14 protein-coding genes are annotated in these 18,529 nt (G+C 47.3%); 8 read left to right on the top strand and 6 right to left on the bottom strand.

Features of this window, described 5'->3' with window-relative positions:
* Positions 1–12: 12 nt before the first annotated feature.
* The gene (locus tag SPEA_RS20740) at positions 13–648 is read left to right on the top strand and encodes a class I SAM-dependent methyltransferase (RefSeq protein ID WP_012157142.1); all 636 of its coding nucleotides are present in this window, start codon (positions 13–15) and stop codon (positions 646–648) included.
* Between the two features lie 72 nt (positions 649–720).
* Positions 721–1,692: a hypothetical protein gene (locus tag SPEA_RS20735; protein WP_150102257.1), complete on the top strand. Its 972-nt coding sequence runs from the start codon at positions 721–723 to the stop codon at positions 1,690–1,692.
* A 74-nt stretch (positions 1,693–1,766) separates the two neighbouring features.
* Here the strand turns inward: SPEA_RS20735 and SPEA_RS20730 are convergent, their stop codons facing one another.
* Positions 1,767–2,435 (bottom strand): PilZ domain-containing protein, encoded by a 669-nt coding sequence (locus SPEA_RS20730; protein ID WP_012157140.1) that lies wholly within the window; start codon positions 2,433–2,435, stop codon positions 1,767–1,769.
* Positions 2,436–2,708: 273 nt separating this feature from the next.
* Here SPEA_RS20730 and SPEA_RS20725 point away from each other — a divergent pair, with 273 nt between their 5' ends.
* Together SPEA_RS20725 and SPEA_RS20720 are read left to right on the top strand one after the other, a co-directional pair.
* Positions 2,709–4,040 carry a M16 family metallopeptidase gene (locus tag SPEA_RS20725; protein WP_012157139.1) on the top strand — a complete coding sequence of 444 codons (1,332 nt, stop codon included), beginning with the start codon at positions 2,709–2,711 and terminating at the stop codon, positions 4,038–4,040.
* Positions 4,037–5,482, top strand: coding sequence for a M16 family metallopeptidase (locus tag SPEA_RS20720; RefSeq protein ID WP_012157138.1), 1,446 nt, complete (start codon positions 4,037–4,039; stop codon positions 5,480–5,482). Before SPEA_RS20725 ends, SPEA_RS20720 begins: the two co-directional genes overlap by 4 nt.
* A 99-nt stretch (positions 5,483–5,581) precedes the next feature.
* Here SPEA_RS20720 and trmL read toward each other — a convergent pair whose 3' ends face one another.
* Entirely contained in the window at positions 5,582–6,043 is a 462-nt protein-coding gene (gene trmL / locus SPEA_RS20715; protein WP_012157137.1) for a tRNA (uridine(34)/cytosine(34)/5-carboxymethylaminomethyluridine(34)-2'-O)-methyltransferase TrmL, read from the bottom strand.
* A gap of 263 nt (positions 6,044–6,306) precedes the next feature.
* On the opposite strand from trmL, the gene SPEA_RS20710 reads away from it, so the two are divergent.
* Complete coding sequence (locus SPEA_RS20710; RefSeq protein WP_012157136.1) at positions 6,307–7,254, top strand: LysR family transcriptional regulator; 948 nt, start codon at positions 6,307–6,309, stop codon at positions 7,252–7,254.
* A gap of 1,942 nt (positions 7,255–9,196) precedes the next feature.
* Here the strand turns inward: SPEA_RS20710 and SPEA_RS20705 are convergent.
* The 3 genes from SPEA_RS20705 to exaC form a co-directional block, all read right to left on the bottom strand.
* Positions 9,197–10,075, bottom strand: coding sequence for a YjjW family glycine radical enzyme activase (locus SPEA_RS20705; RefSeq protein ID WP_012157135.1), 879 nt, complete (start codon positions 10,073–10,075; stop codon positions 9,197–9,199).
* Positions 10,076–10,105: 30 nt separating this feature from the next.
* Entirely contained in the window at positions 10,106–11,659 is a 1,554-nt protein-coding gene (locus SPEA_RS20700) for a YjjI family glycine radical enzyme (protein ID WP_012157134.1), read from the bottom strand.
* A 213-nt stretch (positions 11,660–11,872) separates the two neighbouring features.
* On the bottom strand, positions 11,873–13,393 hold the full coding sequence (gene exaC / locus SPEA_RS20695; protein WP_012157133.1) for an acetaldehyde dehydrogenase ExaC: 1,521 nt from the start codon (positions 13,391–13,393) through the stop codon (positions 11,873–11,875).
* A gap of 257 nt (positions 13,394–13,650) precedes the next feature.
* Between exaC and acuI the strand changes: the two genes are divergently transcribed.
* On the top strand, positions 13,651–14,631 hold the full coding sequence (gene acuI, locus SPEA_RS20690) for an acrylyl-CoA reductase (NADPH) (protein ID WP_012157132.1): 981 nt from the start codon (positions 13,651–13,653) through the stop codon (positions 14,629–14,631).
* A gap of 317 nt (positions 14,632–14,948) precedes the next feature.
* Here the strand turns inward: acuI and SPEA_RS20685 are convergent, their stop codons facing one another.
* Entirely contained in the window at positions 14,949–15,881 is a 933-nt protein-coding gene (locus tag SPEA_RS20685) for a LysR family transcriptional regulator (protein WP_012157131.1), read from the bottom strand.
* A gap of 471 nt (positions 15,882–16,352) precedes the next feature.
* Here SPEA_RS20685 and ardA point away from each other — a divergent pair, with 471 nt between their 5' ends.
* Both ardA and ardB read left to right on the top strand, forming a co-directional pair.
* On the top strand, positions 16,353–17,873 hold the full coding sequence (ardA, locus tag SPEA_RS20680) for an acrylate reductase flavoprotein subunit ArdA (RefSeq protein WP_012157130.1): 1,521 nt from the start codon (positions 16,353–16,355) through the stop codon (positions 17,871–17,873).
* Positions 17,874–17,901: 28 nt separating this feature from the next.
* Positions 17,902–18,255, top strand: coding sequence for an acrylate reductase cytochrome subunit ArdB (gene ardB / locus SPEA_RS20675; RefSeq protein ID WP_012157129.1), 354 nt, complete (start codon positions 17,902–17,904; stop codon positions 18,253–18,255).
* The last annotated feature ends 274 nt before the right edge of the window (positions 18,256–18,529 follow it).

Below are 18,529 nucleotides of genomic sequence, written 5' to 3'. Positions count from 1 at the left end.
TAGGAATATCCAGTGAGTATTTGTCCCTTGTGTCAGCAGCCGAGTTTACAGGCTTTTTATCAAGATAAGTTTAGAGAGTATCAGCGCTGTGGCAATTGTTTGCTGGTCAGTGTGCCTGAAGCCTTCTTGCTTAACGCTGTTGAAGAAAAAGCCGTTTACGATCAACATCAAAATAACCCCGATGATCTCGGCTACCGTAAATTCCTATCAAGGGCATTGGACCCGGTTCTGCAGCGAGTCTCTCAAGACGCCGAGGGATTAGACTTTGGTTGTGGTCCCGGCCCCACGATAAGTGTGATGGCGGCAGAAAAGGGCATTAAAGTTGATAATTACGATCTCTATTATTGCAACGATCCTCAAAAACTGCAGAAACAATATGATTTTGTCACCATCACCGAAGTGATTGAGCATGTCGCGGATGCCAAATCCTTATTAGCGACATTAGATAGCCTGTTAAAACCGGGTGGGTTACTGGTGATTATGACTAAACGTGCCGGCGATCTCGAGGCATTCAGCCGCTGGCACTATAAAGGCGACCCGACTCACATAAACTTTTATGCGACAGAGACGTTTGAGTGGATTGCTAAGCAATATAATTGGACTTTAGAAGTGTTGGGTAATGATGTGGTGCTGTTTAACAAAGCTTAAGTCAGCAAGCTTTAACTGTGCTGGCTGACGGCGTAAGGGCTGGCGTTAAATATGAACAAAGGAATGATCGACATGAGAATAACAACTAGGGCATTTATCTATTCGGTATGGTTCTGTTTAAGCGTGATCTTGTTGAGACCCGCACAGGCCGCAAGCCATGATGCTATCAGCTTTTTAAGTAAAGCAGATGCCGCCAAGGTGCTGACTCTGGAAGATGACTTTGTCAGCGGCATTAGCCAATTCGATATGGCTTCGCGCATGAAGCGTGAAACTAGTCCGAGTAAAGCTGATTATTTAGCGTTTGTAGCAAGCCAGACCTTAGACTGGACACAGCAAGAACGCGTTGCAGTCACTCAAGCCTTTAATCAGCTGCAACCTAAGCTGAGCGCATTAAAGGTCGTGTTGCCACAGCCGATTCAGTTTATTAAAACCACAGGTTTAGAAGAGGGCGGCGCCGCCTATACTCGTGGGCAGGCCATTATTTTGCAGCAGAAGCAGATTGATAATCAGCAAGGGCTGCCAGCCTTAATCGCCCATGAGCTACTGCATGTTTTTTCTCGCTTCAATCCAGAGGTGAAGCAGCAACTTTATCAAGCGATCGGCTACTATCCAGTAGGTGAAATTGCTTTTCCTACATCGATTGCCAAGCAAAAAATTACTAACCCAGATGCCCCCATAAATGACTTCGCGATTAGAGTGGAGCATGATGGAAAAATGGTGTGGGTCGTGCCGATTCTGTATTCCGACCTGCCAAGTTACAGCCTTGAGAAAGGTGGCGAGTTTTTTGATTATCTCGAATTTAAATTTGTGATTGTCGGTGGCGATGAACAGCCTAATATTGCAGCCTACGATCCTGATAACGCACAAATCGTGAAGGTTTCGGAGTTTAAAGGTTTCTTTAAACAGATCGGTCGTAATACCAATTACATTATTCACCCCGAAGAGATCATCGCTGAGAACTTCTCATTCCTGATGACAGGAGAGACAGAGCTTAAATCGCCTAAATTACTGCACAAGATTGAGCAGGTATTTCTGGCACAGTAATTTATGCCCCTAGCACAGAGGCTAACGCTCAGCTAGATGCTGAGTTTTAGTCGTCTAGCCTTCAACGCTAAGGACTATTGGTTTAGGTAGTGCAAGATGGCTTTTTGCACTAACGTCTCACTTTCTTCAACACTAGCGTCGAGAGTAAACCCGTATTGAGCGAGTCTCGAAGAGGGGTCTAACTCTTGTTGGTTTTTTATGGTGATAGAGATGCTCTCTTCCTCGCCACCTAAGTCCATCTTAAGTTGATACTGATTATCGACATTAAAGTTACCACTCGCCTCGCTGACAAAGGCTCCCCCTTTAATTGAGATATCCTTTAGATACCCAGTCGAGAGGACCTCACTCGAGTCTATAGTAGTTAGGCTGGCTTTGATATTGATTGGAATTCGTGAATGTTGTCTCAGGGAAAGTGTTTGTAGCTCTTTTGGATAACGGACAATTATCCAGCGCCCCACAGCGGAGATGACTTGTTGAATATTACTTCTAAAAGCTAAGATACTGGCATCTTGCTCATCGCTGTTAACGACCCTTATCACCACGCTCTGTCTGTCGGTGATAAATGCACTCGTGCCTCTCCAGCTCTTATCATTTCCATAAGCTAAGATCACCGCTCGCCCCGGATCCACCCCAATTAAGCGACTGCGTAGGCGTATGGTTTTTGTCGGCGTGAGCAGTTGTAGATGCACCTCTGTATTGCAGGTGAGGTTATCTAATGTATTGAAATCCTTTTCCGATGACATAAGCGTCCTTTGGTCAATGAAGCAGGTTTTGAAACAAGATTAATTAAAAGTAGCATGGTGTTGTTCTAATGTCAGGTTTACCTTGAGTTACAAATGTTTGCCCCAGTTAATTTGATTTTCATCACAATTTGCTTTTTGATGGACGCTGATTTTATTGTGGTAAATACAATATCGAGTAACACCAGTTTTCAGCCACAACCAAAATACACTATTCGCCATGCTCTGACTGGAATAGATTAGAGATGGCAAGGGTGCTTAAACAAGGAGCGGAAAATGAAGCGCTATACCAAGGCATTGTTGTTGTCTATTGGTCTGCTGTTAGCAGCGCCAATGGCACAAGCGACGCAAGCTAAAGATATTCAGAGTTTCACTTTGGATAACGGCATGAAGATAATGGTATTGGAAGACAGTTCGATACCTAACGCCAATATGTATCTATTTTGGAAGGTCGGATCACGTAATGAGGTGCCGGGTATTACCGGTATTTCCCACTTCTTCGAACATATGATGTTTAACGGCTCGAAGAAATATGGGCCTAAGATGTTCGACCGCACTATGGAAGCCGCGGGCGGGGCAAACAACGCCTACACCACCGAAAACCTCACCGTGTATACCGACTGGTTCCCAGCCAATGCGCTGGAGACGATTTTTGATCTTGAAGCCGATCGTATCGAGAACTTGGATATTAACGAGCAGATGGTCGAGAGTGAGCGCGGGGTCGTGGCCTCTGAACGCCTAACTGGACTGGAAAACTCTAACTGGCGGGTGCTGCAAGAGGAGCTCAAAGGCGCGGCCTTTAGAGCCCATCCTTATAGCTGGTCGGTAATCGGTCATGAATCGGATATTGCCGCTTGGACCCTTGAAGATTTAACTGAGTATCACAAGACCTATTACGCGCCGAATAACGCCGTAGTGGTGATTGCTGGTGATGTGAAACTGGCTGAAGTAAAGCAGTTGGCCGATAAGTATTTTGCCCCCATTCCAGCACAGGCTCCGCCGAGAGCGGTGAAGACCGTCGAGCCACTACAAAAAGGTGAGCGCCGAGTCTTTGTGCAAAAAGCCTCGGTAAGCACCCCTAATGTAATGCTGGGTTACCATATCCCCGCAACTTCAAATGCGGACTATTACGCGCTGGATCTATTGTCATCAATCTTGACCACAGGTAACAGCTCGCGCATGTATCAGGGCTTAGTCGATAAGCAAGTCGCGATTCAAGTCGACACCTATATGCCAATGTCTTTCGATCCGAATCTGTTTTACGTTATGGGCGTGGCTAATCCTGGGGTAACGGCTCCCGAGTTAGAAGATGCGATGATCAGCGAGATCAACCGTGTTGCCCGTGACGGCGTTACGGTCGAGGAGCTTGAGAAGGTGAAAAATATCAAGCTGATGGGCTTTTATCGAGCCATGGAAACCATTAACGGCAAGGCTAATACCATAGGCACCTACGAGCTGTTCTTTGGCAGCTTTGACAAGCTATTTAATGCGCCAGAGGCTTACAACAAGGTGACACCGGAAGATATTCAGCGCGTGGCACAAACTTACCTAAAACGTGCAAACCGTACTGTTGCCGTGCTGGCTGCAACCGAGGAGGCTGACCAATGAAAACTCAGATCGCAAGGTTGATGCAACCCAAAAAATTACTGACGGCAATGGCCGTTGCCAGTTCGCTGGCATTAGCGGGCTGTGCGGCAACGCAGACCTCAAAGACAGTCGATACTGGCAGTTTTAGCGTGCCAGCCTATCAAAAGGTGACCCTGTCTAACGGCTTAACTGTGTATATGATGCCTCAACATGAAGTACCGCTGATCACCGTCGACGCTATCGTACGAGCGGGAGCTGTGAATGACACTACCGCGGGGGTGGCGGAGATGACCGCCACAGGTCTAATGTTAGGAGCTGGTGGTAAGAGCAAGCTTGAGATAGAGCAAGAGGTGGATTTCTTAGGTGCCAGCCTAAGCAGTGGTGCAGGAAAAGAGGGCAGTTATATCAGCAGCGATTTTATGGCGAAAGATGCCGACAAAATGCTGCCATTGATTAAGGATATGCTGGTCTCGCCTGATTTTGACGCCACAGAGTTTGATAAATTACGTCAGCGTGAAATCGCCGGATTATCTCAGGCCAAAGAGAGCCCTAGAGCGGTGATTAGTCGCTACTTCGATAAGTTGGTTTTTGCTGAACACCCCTACGGTAATGCCACATCGGGTAACAGCGAATCGCTAGCCGAGCTAACAATCCCACAATTGCGCGCCTTCCATAAGAGCTACTATCAGCCATCGAATACTGCCATTAGCGTGGTGGGGGATTTTGAGCCTGCTCAGATGAAGGTCAAGCTAGAGAAGCTGTTCTTAAATTGGCAAGACTCTGAGCCAGTTACCTTAGTCGATCTATCAAAGGATCTGCCTAAGTTTGATGAAGCCGATGTACTGTTAGTGGACAAGCCTGACGCCATCGAAACGACTTTCTTGATTGGTGGCATGGGCATTAGCCGTGACAACCCAGATTTTGTTGGGCTGACGGTAGTAAACACTGTACTTGGTGGGCGCTTTACCTCATGGCTGAATGATGAGCTGCGAGTTAATGCAGGGCTAACCTATGGCGCTCGCTCAGGCTTTAGTGCTTATTCCGCGGCAGGTACCTTTAAGATCAGTACCTTTACCCAAACGGTCACCACTAAAGAAACCATTGACCTTGCGCTGAAGACTTACGCAAGACTGTGGCAACAAGGCTTAGATCAGGCGACCTTGGATTCGGCCAAGGCCTATGTGAAAGGGCAGTTTCCGCCTAAGTATGAGACCAGCGGCCAGCTAGTAGGGCTGATGACAGATATGTATCTGTATGGTTTCGACGATGCCTTTATCAATGAGTTTCAGGCTAAGGTCGACGGTTTAACCTTAGAGGAGTCTAAGCGGTTAATCGACACTTACTTCCCGAAGCAAAATCTACAGTTTGTCATCATAGGTAACGCGGCAAAGATAGCGCCAATAGCCAAGGAGCATGGCAAGGTAAAGCAAGTGAGCATCACAGAAGTGGGCTTCGGTGGCTAAGCTCGATTAGAGCTGTAAACGCTTAAGTGCAGACATAAAGAAGCCGCGATATTCGCGGCTTTTATGTGTCTGGAACATTTATGCTTGAAGTCGGCGCAGTTACATTCCTGCGTAATCTAGCTGACGCCAAGCTTCGTAGCTGATAATGGCTACCGCATTCGACAGGTTTAAGCTGCGACTAGTGGACATCATTGGAATACGTAAACGCTGCTCGGTTGGAATCGAGTCGATGATATCGGCTGGTAGGCCGCGGCTTTCAGGGCCAAATAGCAACACATCATCTTGCTTAAAAGTTAGCTCTGAGTGTGGTCGACTGCCCTTAGTGGTACAGGCCATGATGCGCTTTCCTGCCATGGCTTCAAGGAAGGCCTCGAAATTTTTATGATGGGTCACATTGGCCAAATCGGCATAGTCTAAACCCGCACGGCGTAGCTTTTTATCTTCCAAATCGAAGCCCAGAGGTTCAATCAGATGCAACTTGCAGCCGTTGTTAGCGATTAAGCGGATGATATTACCGGTATTTGGGGCTATTTCGGGTTCATAAAGCGCGATATGGAACATGCTGGCCTGCCTAAAAATTGGTGAGCCGAGATTATACGGCAAAAATTCCAGCACGGAAAATTCATCTTATTGGCGCGCCTTAGCAACAGCTATTGTTACTCGCTAGCTAAAGGAGCTGGCAGGATATGCGATGGTGCTCGTGAATATTGGGCTTAGCAATATACCGCAAAGAGATTTGCGTCTATATTCCCGTTTACGACTATATTCTCGTTTACGACTATATTATTCCCGCTTACAAATAGACGGCTCTCTTAGGCAGACTTATGGATCTCGCTAAACTCTCTCACATCAGCATGAAGCATCTGATCACCCTGCACGTGATGCTCGATACCCTAAGTGTAACCGCCAGTGCCGAGCGCCTGTGTTTGAGTCCATCGTCGGTGAGTAAAACCTTGAGTCAACTTAGGCTCAGTCTCGACGACGAGTTGTTCTATCGTCACGGTAACAAGCTGGTGGCCACACCGCTGGCTCGCAGGCTTGGGCCGAGTGTGCATCAAATTATCAATGACATGAATCAGTTGGTCACTCAAGAAGCGTTTAATCCCGCAGAGTATAAGGGGCGTTTCTCCTTAGCGATGCGTGAAAGCACCTTCGAGTTATTGGCCGCTAAATTCATGGCCCATGTGCTAACGCTTGCACCTAATATTCGTTTAGATATTTTTGCTAAAGACAGCGTGGGTTTTGAGGGGCTAGTCAAAGGTAACTTAGACTTTATCTTGTTGCCCCACGATAGAAGTCAGCCGCCGATCTCCCAGCAGCAATTGGTGTGGGAGACCTTACTCAACGACGAGATGGTGTGTCTGATGAATCCGGAGCATCCATTAGCGAGTCAGGCACAGATCTCTATTGATGATTACCTAAGTTTTAGCCATATCAGTATTAGCGATAGCGACCTAAATACGCCATTTTTTGAGATGCAGCTAGCCCAGCAGTCACGCAATCGCGCGGTACCTATCTCGGTGGCCGACTTTGGAAGTGCGGCACTGCTGTGTCATCACAGTGAGCTGCTGTTTACCTGCTCGCGGCGTTGGGCTGAAACTGCGTTTCAAGCCCAAGGTTTGGTGACCAAGACGATGCCTTTGGACTATGGCGAGGTGGCCTACAGTTTGGTGTGGCATAAGCAGAGTATGAATGACCCCGCTTTGCGCTGGTTGTATCAACAGTTGCTGGAGTTTACTCGAATGGAGTTTACTCGAATGGAGTTTCAATAAACTTAACCAAAAGTTTTGGAAACTTGGCCAAAAGTTTATTGGTTCATTGGGTTGAGGGCGCATCAAACTTCGTTTGATAAAGGTCGTGGCTTTGCCACATTGGTAATGCATCAGGCTTCGCCTGACAACGTCGTGGGATGCCATCCCACACCCGGGCAAGGAGGACTGCTCGTCCTTATCCTCCTTGCATCCACCATGACGCCCCGACGAAGTTACATGCATTAGATACGAGCCTCATACTCCAATAAAAATCGCCTAACGGCTCAGATGGGACATCCATGTCCCGCTGAGCCTGAACCATCATCCATGATGGTTCCACGGCACTATTTTAGGTAAAGAGTCATCTACGCACTTCGGCAACTTCGATGGGGAATTGGTGTTTCCTGTACTTATAGGAGAAACCTTTGAGTCCTCTTTTTATATGAAAAACGCTGTGGTGAAATTATTATGCTTTTCTAACCCCGTGTAGACACGGCTGAAGCCTTCGGTTTCAGGGATGAAACCGCAGAGCGGCCAGGGATGGCGTAAAGCGTGCTTCAGCAGTGTCTGCACATACGCCGGCCGCAGGCCATTGGAACCACTGATGTTGGAAGATTCATCAAACCTGTATAAGCATTGATAAATCAAAGGTTCACAGCTTTAGATTTAAAGCCTGAGTTAGGTTCACGCAAATGATCCCCTAAGCCTTTGTAGATACGCAGTACATTGAGCTGCTAAATTAGTTTAGCTGTTTCTTACTTCGTGTTCTCTGTGTCCTTCGTGGTGAATAGTTCTTCCGTCAGTAGCTTTGACGTTAATCTGCAGTGTTAACTGTTTTGAAGTGATACGTTATCAGCATTTAAACGCAAAGAAATAAAAGTTTGACATGGGTCACGTTTTCTTGCTAATTTGAACTCAGCGGTTTAGGTCGGAGTGTTCATTGATATAGCGAAGACTCAATCGACTGGGAGTTCGACATTAGCTAGCTCCGCTGGCTGGGCCGGATTCGACAGAGCTGAGGCATTGCTATTAGAAGCTTCGACCGGACTACTTTTCAATCCGACTCTTGAGTACATTATCGGATACCCATTGAGTTACCCACGGGTAACTTTGATAAGCCTAACAAATTTAGTTTTAAGTTAGGCAGTAAAACAAAAAAGCATCCCAGCGGGATGCTTTTTTTTGCTTTGCGTTTTGGTATTGCCGATGCAATTTAATCAAGTTGCACTTGAGTATTAAAGTTAGACTTCGTCTAACAATTAACGTCGTGGCGCTTCTCCCCACATTGGTAATGCATCAGGCTGCGCCTGACCAAAGTCGTGAGCTTCCAGCTCACACACGGGCAAGAAGGGGTCAACAGCTACCCCCTCTTGCATCTCCCCAGCCGCCCCGACGAAGTTGTCTCCCTCGTACTTATTTTAAATAACCTAACGCTTCCGATGGGGCATCCTGCCCCGCGAAAGCTATGCCCACATCCGTGTGGGCATCACGGTTATTTCTTCAACGTACTTCGGCAACTCCGATGGGGAACGGGTGTTTTCTGTAAACCTTCAATTAATTGTGAGATTAGTACTTTACTATGGGGGACACTTTTGGTCGATTTTGTGCTTTTCTAACCTAGTGTAGATACGGCTGAAGCCTTCGGTTTCAGGGATGAAACCGCAGAGCGGCCAGGGATGGCGTAAAGCGTGTTTCAGCAGTATCTGCACATACGCCGGCTGCAAGCCATTGGAACCACTGATGTTGGAAGATTCATCAAACCGGCCTAAGCATCGATAAACTAAAGGTTCATTGCTTTAGATTTCTCTTAGCACTCATGCGTTGGCGGCAATCGCATATCGGAACGCTGGCTGCAGGCCATTGGAACCACCAATGCTGGAAGTTGGTTTGAAGACTCATATGAGTTTACAGCTAAGGTTCACTGCTTTACCCCAAAGCGCCCCAACTAGGCTGGCAAGAACGCCTACAAATAAACATTGGGTAAAACTAAGTTGCCAACACCACGTTCAGTTAGCCGTGCCGCTAACTCCAACATCTGCTGTTCACTGCAAGTGTCCCAAAGGCGGGCTTCGCCTGTTACCCCGTGGTGTTGAAAGGCGTTGAGTTTCACCCTAACGCTATCAGGTAGCTGAGTTAAATAACCTGCTATGGCATTAACTTCACTATCAATATCACTGATCTTCGGAATATACAGTAGGCGTATTTCGTATAATTTACCTTCTGCAGCGAGCAGCTTTAAACTGCTAAATACGCGGTGATTATCGCGGCCGGTAATATAACGGTGGGTGTGCTCTTGCCAAGATTTCAGATCAATCATCGCGCCGTCGAGGTAGGGCATGACTTGCTGCCAGCCACCCTCAGTCAGATAACCGTTGCTGTCGATCATGCAGCTCAGATGAGATAAGTCATCGCTGGCTTTAATGGCTTGAAATAGCTCTATAATAAATGGCAGTTGCAAGGTGGCTTCGCCGCCGCTGACGGTGATGCCGTTGATAAAGTGCACTTGGCGACGGATCAGTTCCAGCATTTGCTCTACGCTGTATTGGCGGATCTTTGGACTAGACTGCTTAGGGCAAGTCGATAGGCAGATATCGCACTGGGTGCACTTGTCACTGTCCCACACTATCTTAGACTTTCCCTGTTTATCTAGGTTTAAGCTGAGTGCATTAACAGGGCAGGTGGCCACGCAGTCGCCACAACTGTCACACATGTCTATGGTGTACGGGTTGTGGCAATTTTTGCAGTTAAAATTACACCCTTGCAGGAAGATGACCAAGCGGCTGCCTGGGCCATCGACACAAGAAAAGGGAATAATTTGGTTAACCGTCGCGACTCTGCCCATGTTTTTGCTCTACTTCCTTACGTATCTGTATTACTTGCTATATGCCGGTGTGTGCTCATGGGCAACAACTCTTGGCTGACGCTCTAAAATTTTGGTGTTTTGCGCAGCCTCAGCACCTAACCAGGTGGTGTTGGTGCGTGAGCCCTCAGCCTTAAAGCTAGCGATATCTGAAAGTTTGATCATATAACCGGTGACGCGAACCAAATCATTTGAGGCTACGTTGGCGGTAAACTCACGGAAACCTAGGCTTAGCGCACCTTTACACAGCTGCATCATTGCCTGCGGGTTAGCTTTTACCGTCTCATCTATGGTGAGGATGTCGCTAATACCAGAGGTGTAATACTGGTGATGCTCGGCTAGCGCTTGAATATGGGCGATCGGGTTTGGTTCTGTGCCATATGGAATACGCACACCCGGTGTCACATCTTTATCTATACTGATCCCGCCCTGTGAATGTAGCAGGGCGAGGCCGTTATAACCGTATTTCACCTGAGTCGATTTCACTATGCCATCTAGGGCTTTGGAGATCTTGTGGCCCAGCGCGTTGGCAGCGGCATTATGGCCATAATGGCTGCTAGGCTTATCTATGTTGTCTTCATTAAAGTCAGGCGATCCTTGCAAGATATTGACCGCTTCGGCCATGCCGTAGATGCCAAACATAGGCGCGAAACGGGACTCTTCAATCAGGCCCTCTTTGACTAAGAAACTGTTGAAGAAATTGGACTCTTCATGCAAGAACTTAGCGCGAGCATCGATTAACTCGTAAGTCAGCTGGCAATAGTGCGGCAGAACTTGGGTAAAAAAGTCGCCCACACTGCTTGCTTTTAACGCAACTTGTTTCAGGTTCAGTCTGACTAAGGTATTCGCGCCGCCAGCGAGTGGCAGTGAGTTATAGCAGCTGACGATACCAAAGCCTTTGTCATCGAAGCTATTGGCGTGCAGTGGGTAGTTGGCGATATGCGGCTTGCTGCACTCACAGATATTGCTGGCGGCGACTTGTAGTAGTTCATCAGGGGTGATCTCTGGGTCATACATAAAAGTCAGATTGGGGGCTATCTGCTTAAGCTCTGCATCGACGCGTAAAATGGTACGACAAACGATATTGTCAGTCGGGCCTATGTTTACGTGCATAAAGGCATCCGGCAAGGTGCGATCTAGCATGATCCAGAATAGCTTTAACTTGCGGTAAATAGCTTCAGGCTCTAGGCCTTGGCAGAATGGCAGCAAAATATCGTCGAGCTGACCGAGATAGACGGGAATATTGGTGACCGATGGCACGTGGTGATAAATAATCGTCAGAGCATTAAGTGCTTCATCTAAGTCCTGCGCCGGACTTAGCTCTAAGTACTCAGAACCATTCTGAAGAAACTTGGCGTAATCGGGTAGCACATATCTTGGCTTGAATGGTGCGTTGCCTTCAAACATATCACAGATAATGCCGCTATTTTTAGCTTCAGATACTGCATCGGAGATCGCCATATAGGGCAGGCTAGCCTCAGCTTCTAAGGCTAAGAAGTTAGATTTTTGCTTTGGCGAAAGGTTAGGGTCACGAGTTATCTGAGCGAGTCTATTTTTAACGGTCATGATTCAATATCCACTAATATTTTATGGATATATTTTAAAGTGTGATGAGTAGATTCTTATAGTGAAAAGCTGGTAAACAGTGATTTCCAATTTGGAAATTCGAAGTGAAAGCTCTCAACTTATTTGAAAGTGAGCAGGTTAGCGGGATTAACGGCGTAAAGTGACAGGCTGGCGAGGCGCCAGCCTGTATAGCGACTATTGAGCTAAAACAAATTAGAAGAAGCCTAATGGATTAGCATCGTAGCTGATCAGTAGGTTCTTGGTATTTTGATAATGATCTAACATCATCTTGTGGGTTTCACGGCCAATGCCCGACTTCTTATAGCCACCAAATGCGGCGTGAGCCGGGTAGGCGTGGTAGCAGTTAATCCAAACTCGACCCGCCTGAATGCCACGCCCCATGCGCTGGGCGGTATTCATATCGCGAGTCCATACTCCGGCGCCTAAACCGTATTCGGTATCGTTGGCAATCGCTAAGGCTTCGGCTTCATTTTTAAAGGTGGTCACCGAGATCACTGGGCCGAAGATCTCCTCTTGGAAGATGCGCATATCGTTGGTGCCCTTTAAGATGGTCGGTGTAATGTAAAACCCTTGGCTTTGTTCACCTTCAAGCTTACATAGATCACCGCCAATCAGCACCTCTGCGCCCTCATCTTTACCTATCTGCAGGTAACTTAAGATCTTATCGAACTGCTCCTGCGAGGCCTGTGCACCTACTTGGGTGTCGGTATCCAGTGGGTTACTTTGTTTAATGGTTTTACTGCGCTCAATCACCTTAGCAATGAACTTGTCGTAAATAGACTCGTGGATCAATGCCCGTGACGGACAGGTACAGACTTCGCCCTGATTGAAGAAGGCCAGTAGCATGCCCTCAACCGCCTTATCGAGATATTCATCTTCATGATCCATCACATCGGCAAAGTAAACATTAGGTGACTTACCGCCAAGCTCGACGGTGGATGGGATTAGGGATTCTGCGGCGCACTTTAATATATGGTGACCCACTTCAGTTGAGCCGGTAAAGGCCAGCTTGGCGATACGCTTGCTGGTGGCGAGTGCTTGACCCGCTTCGGCGCCGAAACCGTTAACCACATTGAGCACGCCTTTTGGCAGTAAATCTTCGATAAGCTCAAGCATCACCAGAATAGACACTGGCGTCTGCTCGGCAGGTTTAAGCACCACGCAGTTACCGGCGGCCAGTGCAGGGGCAATTTTCCAGGCTGCCATTAGCAAAGGGAAGTTCCACGGGATGATCTGACCCACTACGCCCAGTGGCTCGGGGAAGTGGTAACTAACAGTGTTGGCGTCGATGTCGGCGGCGCTGCCCTCTTGGGCACGAATACAGCCGGCAAAATAGCGGAAGTGGTCAACAACTAACGGTAAGTCGGCGGCTAAGGTTTCGCGTACCGCCTTGCCATTATCCCAAGTCTCGGCAACAGCTAGCGACTCGATATTCTGTTCGATGCGATCGGCAATGCGCAGCAAGATGTTTGCACGTTCGGTGACAGAAGTCTTGCCCCAACTTTCTTTTGCTTCGTGGGCTGCATCGAGTGCCATTTCAATATCAACAGAGCCTGAGCGCGGCACCTGGCAGAACACTTGCCCATCTACGGGGGAGGTGTTGTCAAAGTAAAGGTTATTAACGGGCTTAACCCACTCGCCACCAATGAAATTTTGGTATTGAGATTTGAAATTAATAATCGCGCCGGCTGTTCCTGGCTTGTTATAAATCATGCTAACTCTTCCTTGTATATTTTTTTCGACAACTCAGTGTAGTAGATAATTTATACCTGAGTAGATAGGAAGAAAGTCGAGTAGCTTGCTGATGTCGTTCTACCTAGTATTGGAGAGGCTTGGCATCGGAGTTTAATTAGCGCTATGACTACTTCTGTGGTCATTACTATGGCGCATTACTTCTATGCAAAATATGCACTTCAATCATAGAGGTTTATGGCCTATGATTCTGCCATCAGTTTAAATAGGAACTTGTCATGTTTAACGCACTTGTTTTGACCCAAGAAGAAAAGAAGACGCTGGCGAATGTTGCCCAAATAACCGAAGCAGACTTGCCTGAAGGCGAAGTCTTAGTTGATGTTTCATGCTCATCGCTGAACTACAAAGACGGTTTAGCGGTAACTGGTGTAGGCAAAATCATTCGTAACTTTCCTATGGTGCCGGGTATCGACTTTGCGGGTACCGTGCTTGAGTCGAGCGATGATCGTTATCAAGCCGGTGACAAGGTGATTCTTACCGGTTGGGGCGTGGGTGAAAACCACTGGGGCGGCCTAGCCGAGAGAGCCCGTGTTAAAGCGGATTGGTTGGTGCCTATGCCAAGTAATTGCGACGCGGCTAAAGCGATGCAGATTGGTACCGCAGGCTTAACAGCTATGTTATGCGTACAAGCACTGCAGCAAGCGGGTATTAAGCCAAGCGACGGCGATGTATTAGTAACTGGCGCCAGCGGCGGTGTGGGCAGTGTAGCTGTGACCTTGCTAGCGCAGTTGGGTTATCGTGTAGTGGCTAGCTCGGGTCGCGTAGAGCAAAACGGTGCCTTGCTGACTAAGCTAGGTGCTAGCGAAGTGATTGACCGTAGCGAGCTTGAAGCTGATTCGCGTCCGCTAGAAAAGCAACGTTGGGCTGGTGTGGTTGATACCGTGGGTAACAAGGTCTTAGCCACTGCGTTAGCGCAGATGAATTACGGCGGCGCGGCGGCAATCTGTGGTTTAGCTGGCGGCTTTGCACTGCCAACTACCGTGATGCCATTTATTCTACGTGGCGTGAATCTTCTTGGTGTTGACTCAGTTGCTTGTCCATTCGACAAGCGTCAAGCAGCGTGGGAAGCGGTACTTAACCTACTGCCTGCTAGCTATTTTGAAGATGCTTGCGAGACTATTTCGCTTGAGCAAGTGCCTGAGTTTGCTCAGCGCATCATCAAAGGCCAAGTGACAGGGCGAGTGTTAGTTCAGTTGTAAATAGGTTAAAGCAAAGACGAACGGCTTGCGGCCTAGGGAGCGTGACTGCGTCACTGACGGAACGCTGCGCTTACGGAAAAGAAAGGTCCTAGGAAAAGCTAAGAAAGGTCCTAGGGCCTAGGAAATGCCAAGACGAACGGCCTGCGGCCTAGGGAACGTGACTGCGTCACTGACGGAACGCTGCGCTTACGGAAAAGAAAGGTCCTAGGAGCTAGGAAATGCAAAGACGGTGTTTTTTTGCTTTTGCTGTTCCTCGCAGGGCGCAGCCCGTCCTCGCAGCGTAGCGTCCTAGGATCTAGTACCTTGCTTTTAGTTCATTAAAGATTTTGCGGTGTCTGCGATAACAACTCTTGGATCGCTGTTGCTATCTCTTCACGTAACCATTTCTGCGCCTTGTCTTGATCGCAGCGCGAATGCCAGAACAACTTGTAGTCTAAACTTTGCAGCTTAAACGGTAGAGGCTTTACCTTGAGCTTATGTCGCTGGGCGGCGATTTCGGCCATGCCTTCTGGTAGGGTAATAATCAGCGGATTAACCGATTGCAACGCCAGCGCAGTATCCAGATGTGGGGTGCGTAATAGTTCGGTACGCGCTGGATATAGGCTTATGGCATCGTCGAGCAGGGCTTTCACTCCATCACTGATGGCAATGGTGGCATGGGGGTAATGCAGATAATCATCGAGAGTGATATCGCTATTTGCCAGTGGGTGGTTGGGTGACAATAAACAGCTGACTCCCACTTTGCCGAGAAATGTCTGCTGTAAATTTCCTGTCTGACCTATTGCTCTACAAACGGCCATATCTGCGCCTTTCACACTGAGCTGTGCCTGTAACTCTTTTTGCTGTACTGGCACAATTTCGAGGCGGATCTGTGGTGCCTTTTTATAGATGATTGGCAGAATGAAAGGGATTAATGCCTGCATGGCATAATCGGTCACTGCGATAGAAAACTGCTGCTGACACTCTTGTGGCACAAAGGCTTTAGGCGTGAGTAATTCAATGAGTTGGCCCGTGGGTTGGCGCAACTGTTGGTAGCATTCGAGTGCAAATGAGGTTGGTACAAGCTGCTGACCCACACGAGAGAACAGCGGATCGTCGAGCATATCTCTAAGGCGCGCAAGAATGCGACTGGTTGCAGATTGGCTCAAATGTAAGCGCTTAGCCGCTTGAGTCACGCTGCGTTCTTCTACCAAAATTTGTAGTGCAATAAGCAGGCTTAGATCTTGGCGATAGATCTCTTCTAATTCCATAATTTGTCGGCTTTTCCGGTGAGTGCTTATGATACTAATCAGTATAAAGTCATGATTGCTGTGTGAGAGTTTAGCGCTTTTTCGGCGCGAGTTCCTGTGTCGATTAGCAGGCTAATCACTAGGCGGATGACTCTGCTGTTATTACAAAAATACAACTTGGCCACGCTCATAGATTATTGGCCGATAAATTTAGCCTATAAAGGGATGGGCGGGCTAGCCATCAAAACACGTTGGCTTGCTATAGGTTAGTGTTTTATATGCAGTTATCACTAAAGAATTTGCACTTGCTCTGCATTTGGAATGAGTTCCAAAATACCTCCAAAGTAATAAAAAACGCAAACATTAGAGCTAGGTTTTAGTTCAGATATGTTGTTTTATTGTATCTAGTAAATAGCTGCTTAACTCCCGTTTTGGAATCGGTTCCAGTCTTATCATTCTTGCGTCTAATAAAAACTAATAGGGTGATGACAGATGAGCAATAAAGATCTGCTAGGACGCCGTAATTTCATTAAAGGAATTGGCGCAGCTGCAGGGGTGGCAATCGCCGCACCAGCTATGGCCGTTTCTGAAAGTGCAAATGGCGTTAAATGGGACAAAGAAGTTGAAGTCCTAATTATCGGTTCAGGTTTTGCTGGATTGGCTGCTGCAATTGAAGCGACACGCAAAGGCGCAAAAGACGTTCATATCTTTGAAAAAATGTCTTACTTTGGTGGCAACTCAGCCATTAACGGTGGCCTGTTTGCGGCTCCTGATACGCCAATGCAAAAGCAAGAGGGTGTTAAGGACTCTGTCGCCACTATGGTTGCCGATCAGCTAGCGGCAGGCCGTGGTATTGCCGATGAGGCGCTACTTCGCCATGTTGCTGAGCACGCTGTCGAAGCATTGCAGATGACTTTAGATGCTGGCTCTGAATATCACCCTTACCTACAACAACTTGGTGGCCACTCAGTTGCGCGTACTTATCAAACTACAGTGAGCTGTGGTGCCGGTATTACTCAGCCGTTACTGCAAGAATGTCGCAAAATAGGCGTTCACACCCATAACCGCGCTAAGTTCGACGGCTTCATCTTAGATGAAAAAGGTGGCGTAGTTGGCGTTAAAATGCGTGAAGGCTATTACTTCGACAAGCCTGAATCTGGCGAATTAGTACGTATTAAAGCTAAGCGCGGCGTGATTATGGCGACAGGTGGTTTTGCGCAAAACGTTAATATGCGTATGGCTCAAGATCCAACCCTAACAGCTGAAGTAGGTTGTACCAATGCACCAGGCGCTACTGGTGAAGGTATGTTTGAAATGTTCCGTTTAGGTGCGGTTCCTGTCCACCTAGCACATCTCCAGTCTGGCCCTTGGGCATCACCTGATGAAGGTGGTTTTGGTTATGTGTCTAACTACTCTATCTACAACTTCCCGCATTCAATCGCGATTGACCGTTTAAGCGGTAAGCGTTTCATGAACGAAATCGCTGATCGTAAGACCCGTGCCGATGCTGAGTTGAACTGCCGTGATGCACAAGGTAATCCATTACCTCCAATTCTTATCACCAGTTATGAAGACTCGAAAAAGCACCCAAATACTAAGAAAGTGCTTAAGTACAATGTGGGTTGGAAGTTTGACTCAATTGAAGAGTTAGCCAAGCACTTTGAAGTGCCAGTGGCGCCACTTAAGCAGCAAATTGCTGAATATAACGAATACGTTAAAACGCAGAACGACCCTCAGTTTGGTAAAAACATGACCGAAGCTAAGGGCAAGTACATCAAGGCGCCATTTACAGTGGTTCGCTTGTGGCCAAAAGTACATTACTGCCAAGGCGGTGTGCAGATCAATACTAAAGCCGAAGTGAAAGACAGCCTAACGGGTCAGTCAATTCCTGGTCTGTACGCAGCGGGTGAAGTATGTGGTGGTATTCACGGCGTTAGCCGCTTAGGTAGCTGCTCTATTCCTGAGTGTATGGTGATGGGCATGACCGCAGCCCGCACTATGATGCAAGCATAAGCTAACTGGCCTACGAGAGGACTGACAAATGAAAAAATGTAAATTGATGCTTGGCCTAGTCTTAGCCGGATTAGTTAGCTTGTCTGCACAAGCAATTGAACAGCGTGACTACCACAAAGAAGTGATCGGTAAAGACTGTAAAGCCTGCCATGACCAAGGTATGAAAAATTACCCATCAGATCAGGCTTGTCTACAGTGTCACGATGTTGATGACTTAGCTGAGCAATCGGCACGTAGTGAAGAAGATAAGTGGCAAAACCCACACAACAACTTGCACTATGGTAAAGAGCTGCCATGTATTGAGTGTCATGGTGAGCACGAAGCTAAAAAGCCAATCTGTAGCAACTGTCATACATTTAAGTATGACAAGCACAAAGAGTAAGCTAGTCGTTCATTAAAGGGTAATAGCTAAACTTCATCTCTTAGCATTACTTTATAAAATCCTGCAATTTAAAAAGACCACGCTAGTGGTCTTTTTTGCTTGTAAGCATTTGGTTTGCAAGCTTTATAATCTAAATTTGCGGCTATTTATCTTGTTATTGTGACTCAGGTAAGAGGATTAAGCTATAAGTCTCGATGAGGTAGATTTTTGGAATTAATTCCACCTATATCATTTTAATTAATAAGCTGTTTTATAAAAATCAAATATAGGGTGA

Source organism: Shewanella pealeana ATCC 700345 (assembly GCF_000018285.1).
GTDB classification, from domain to species: Bacteria; Pseudomonadota; Gammaproteobacteria; order Enterobacterales; family Shewanellaceae; genus Shewanella; species Shewanella pealeana.
This window is presented reverse-complemented; position numbering and strand designations above follow the sequence as displayed.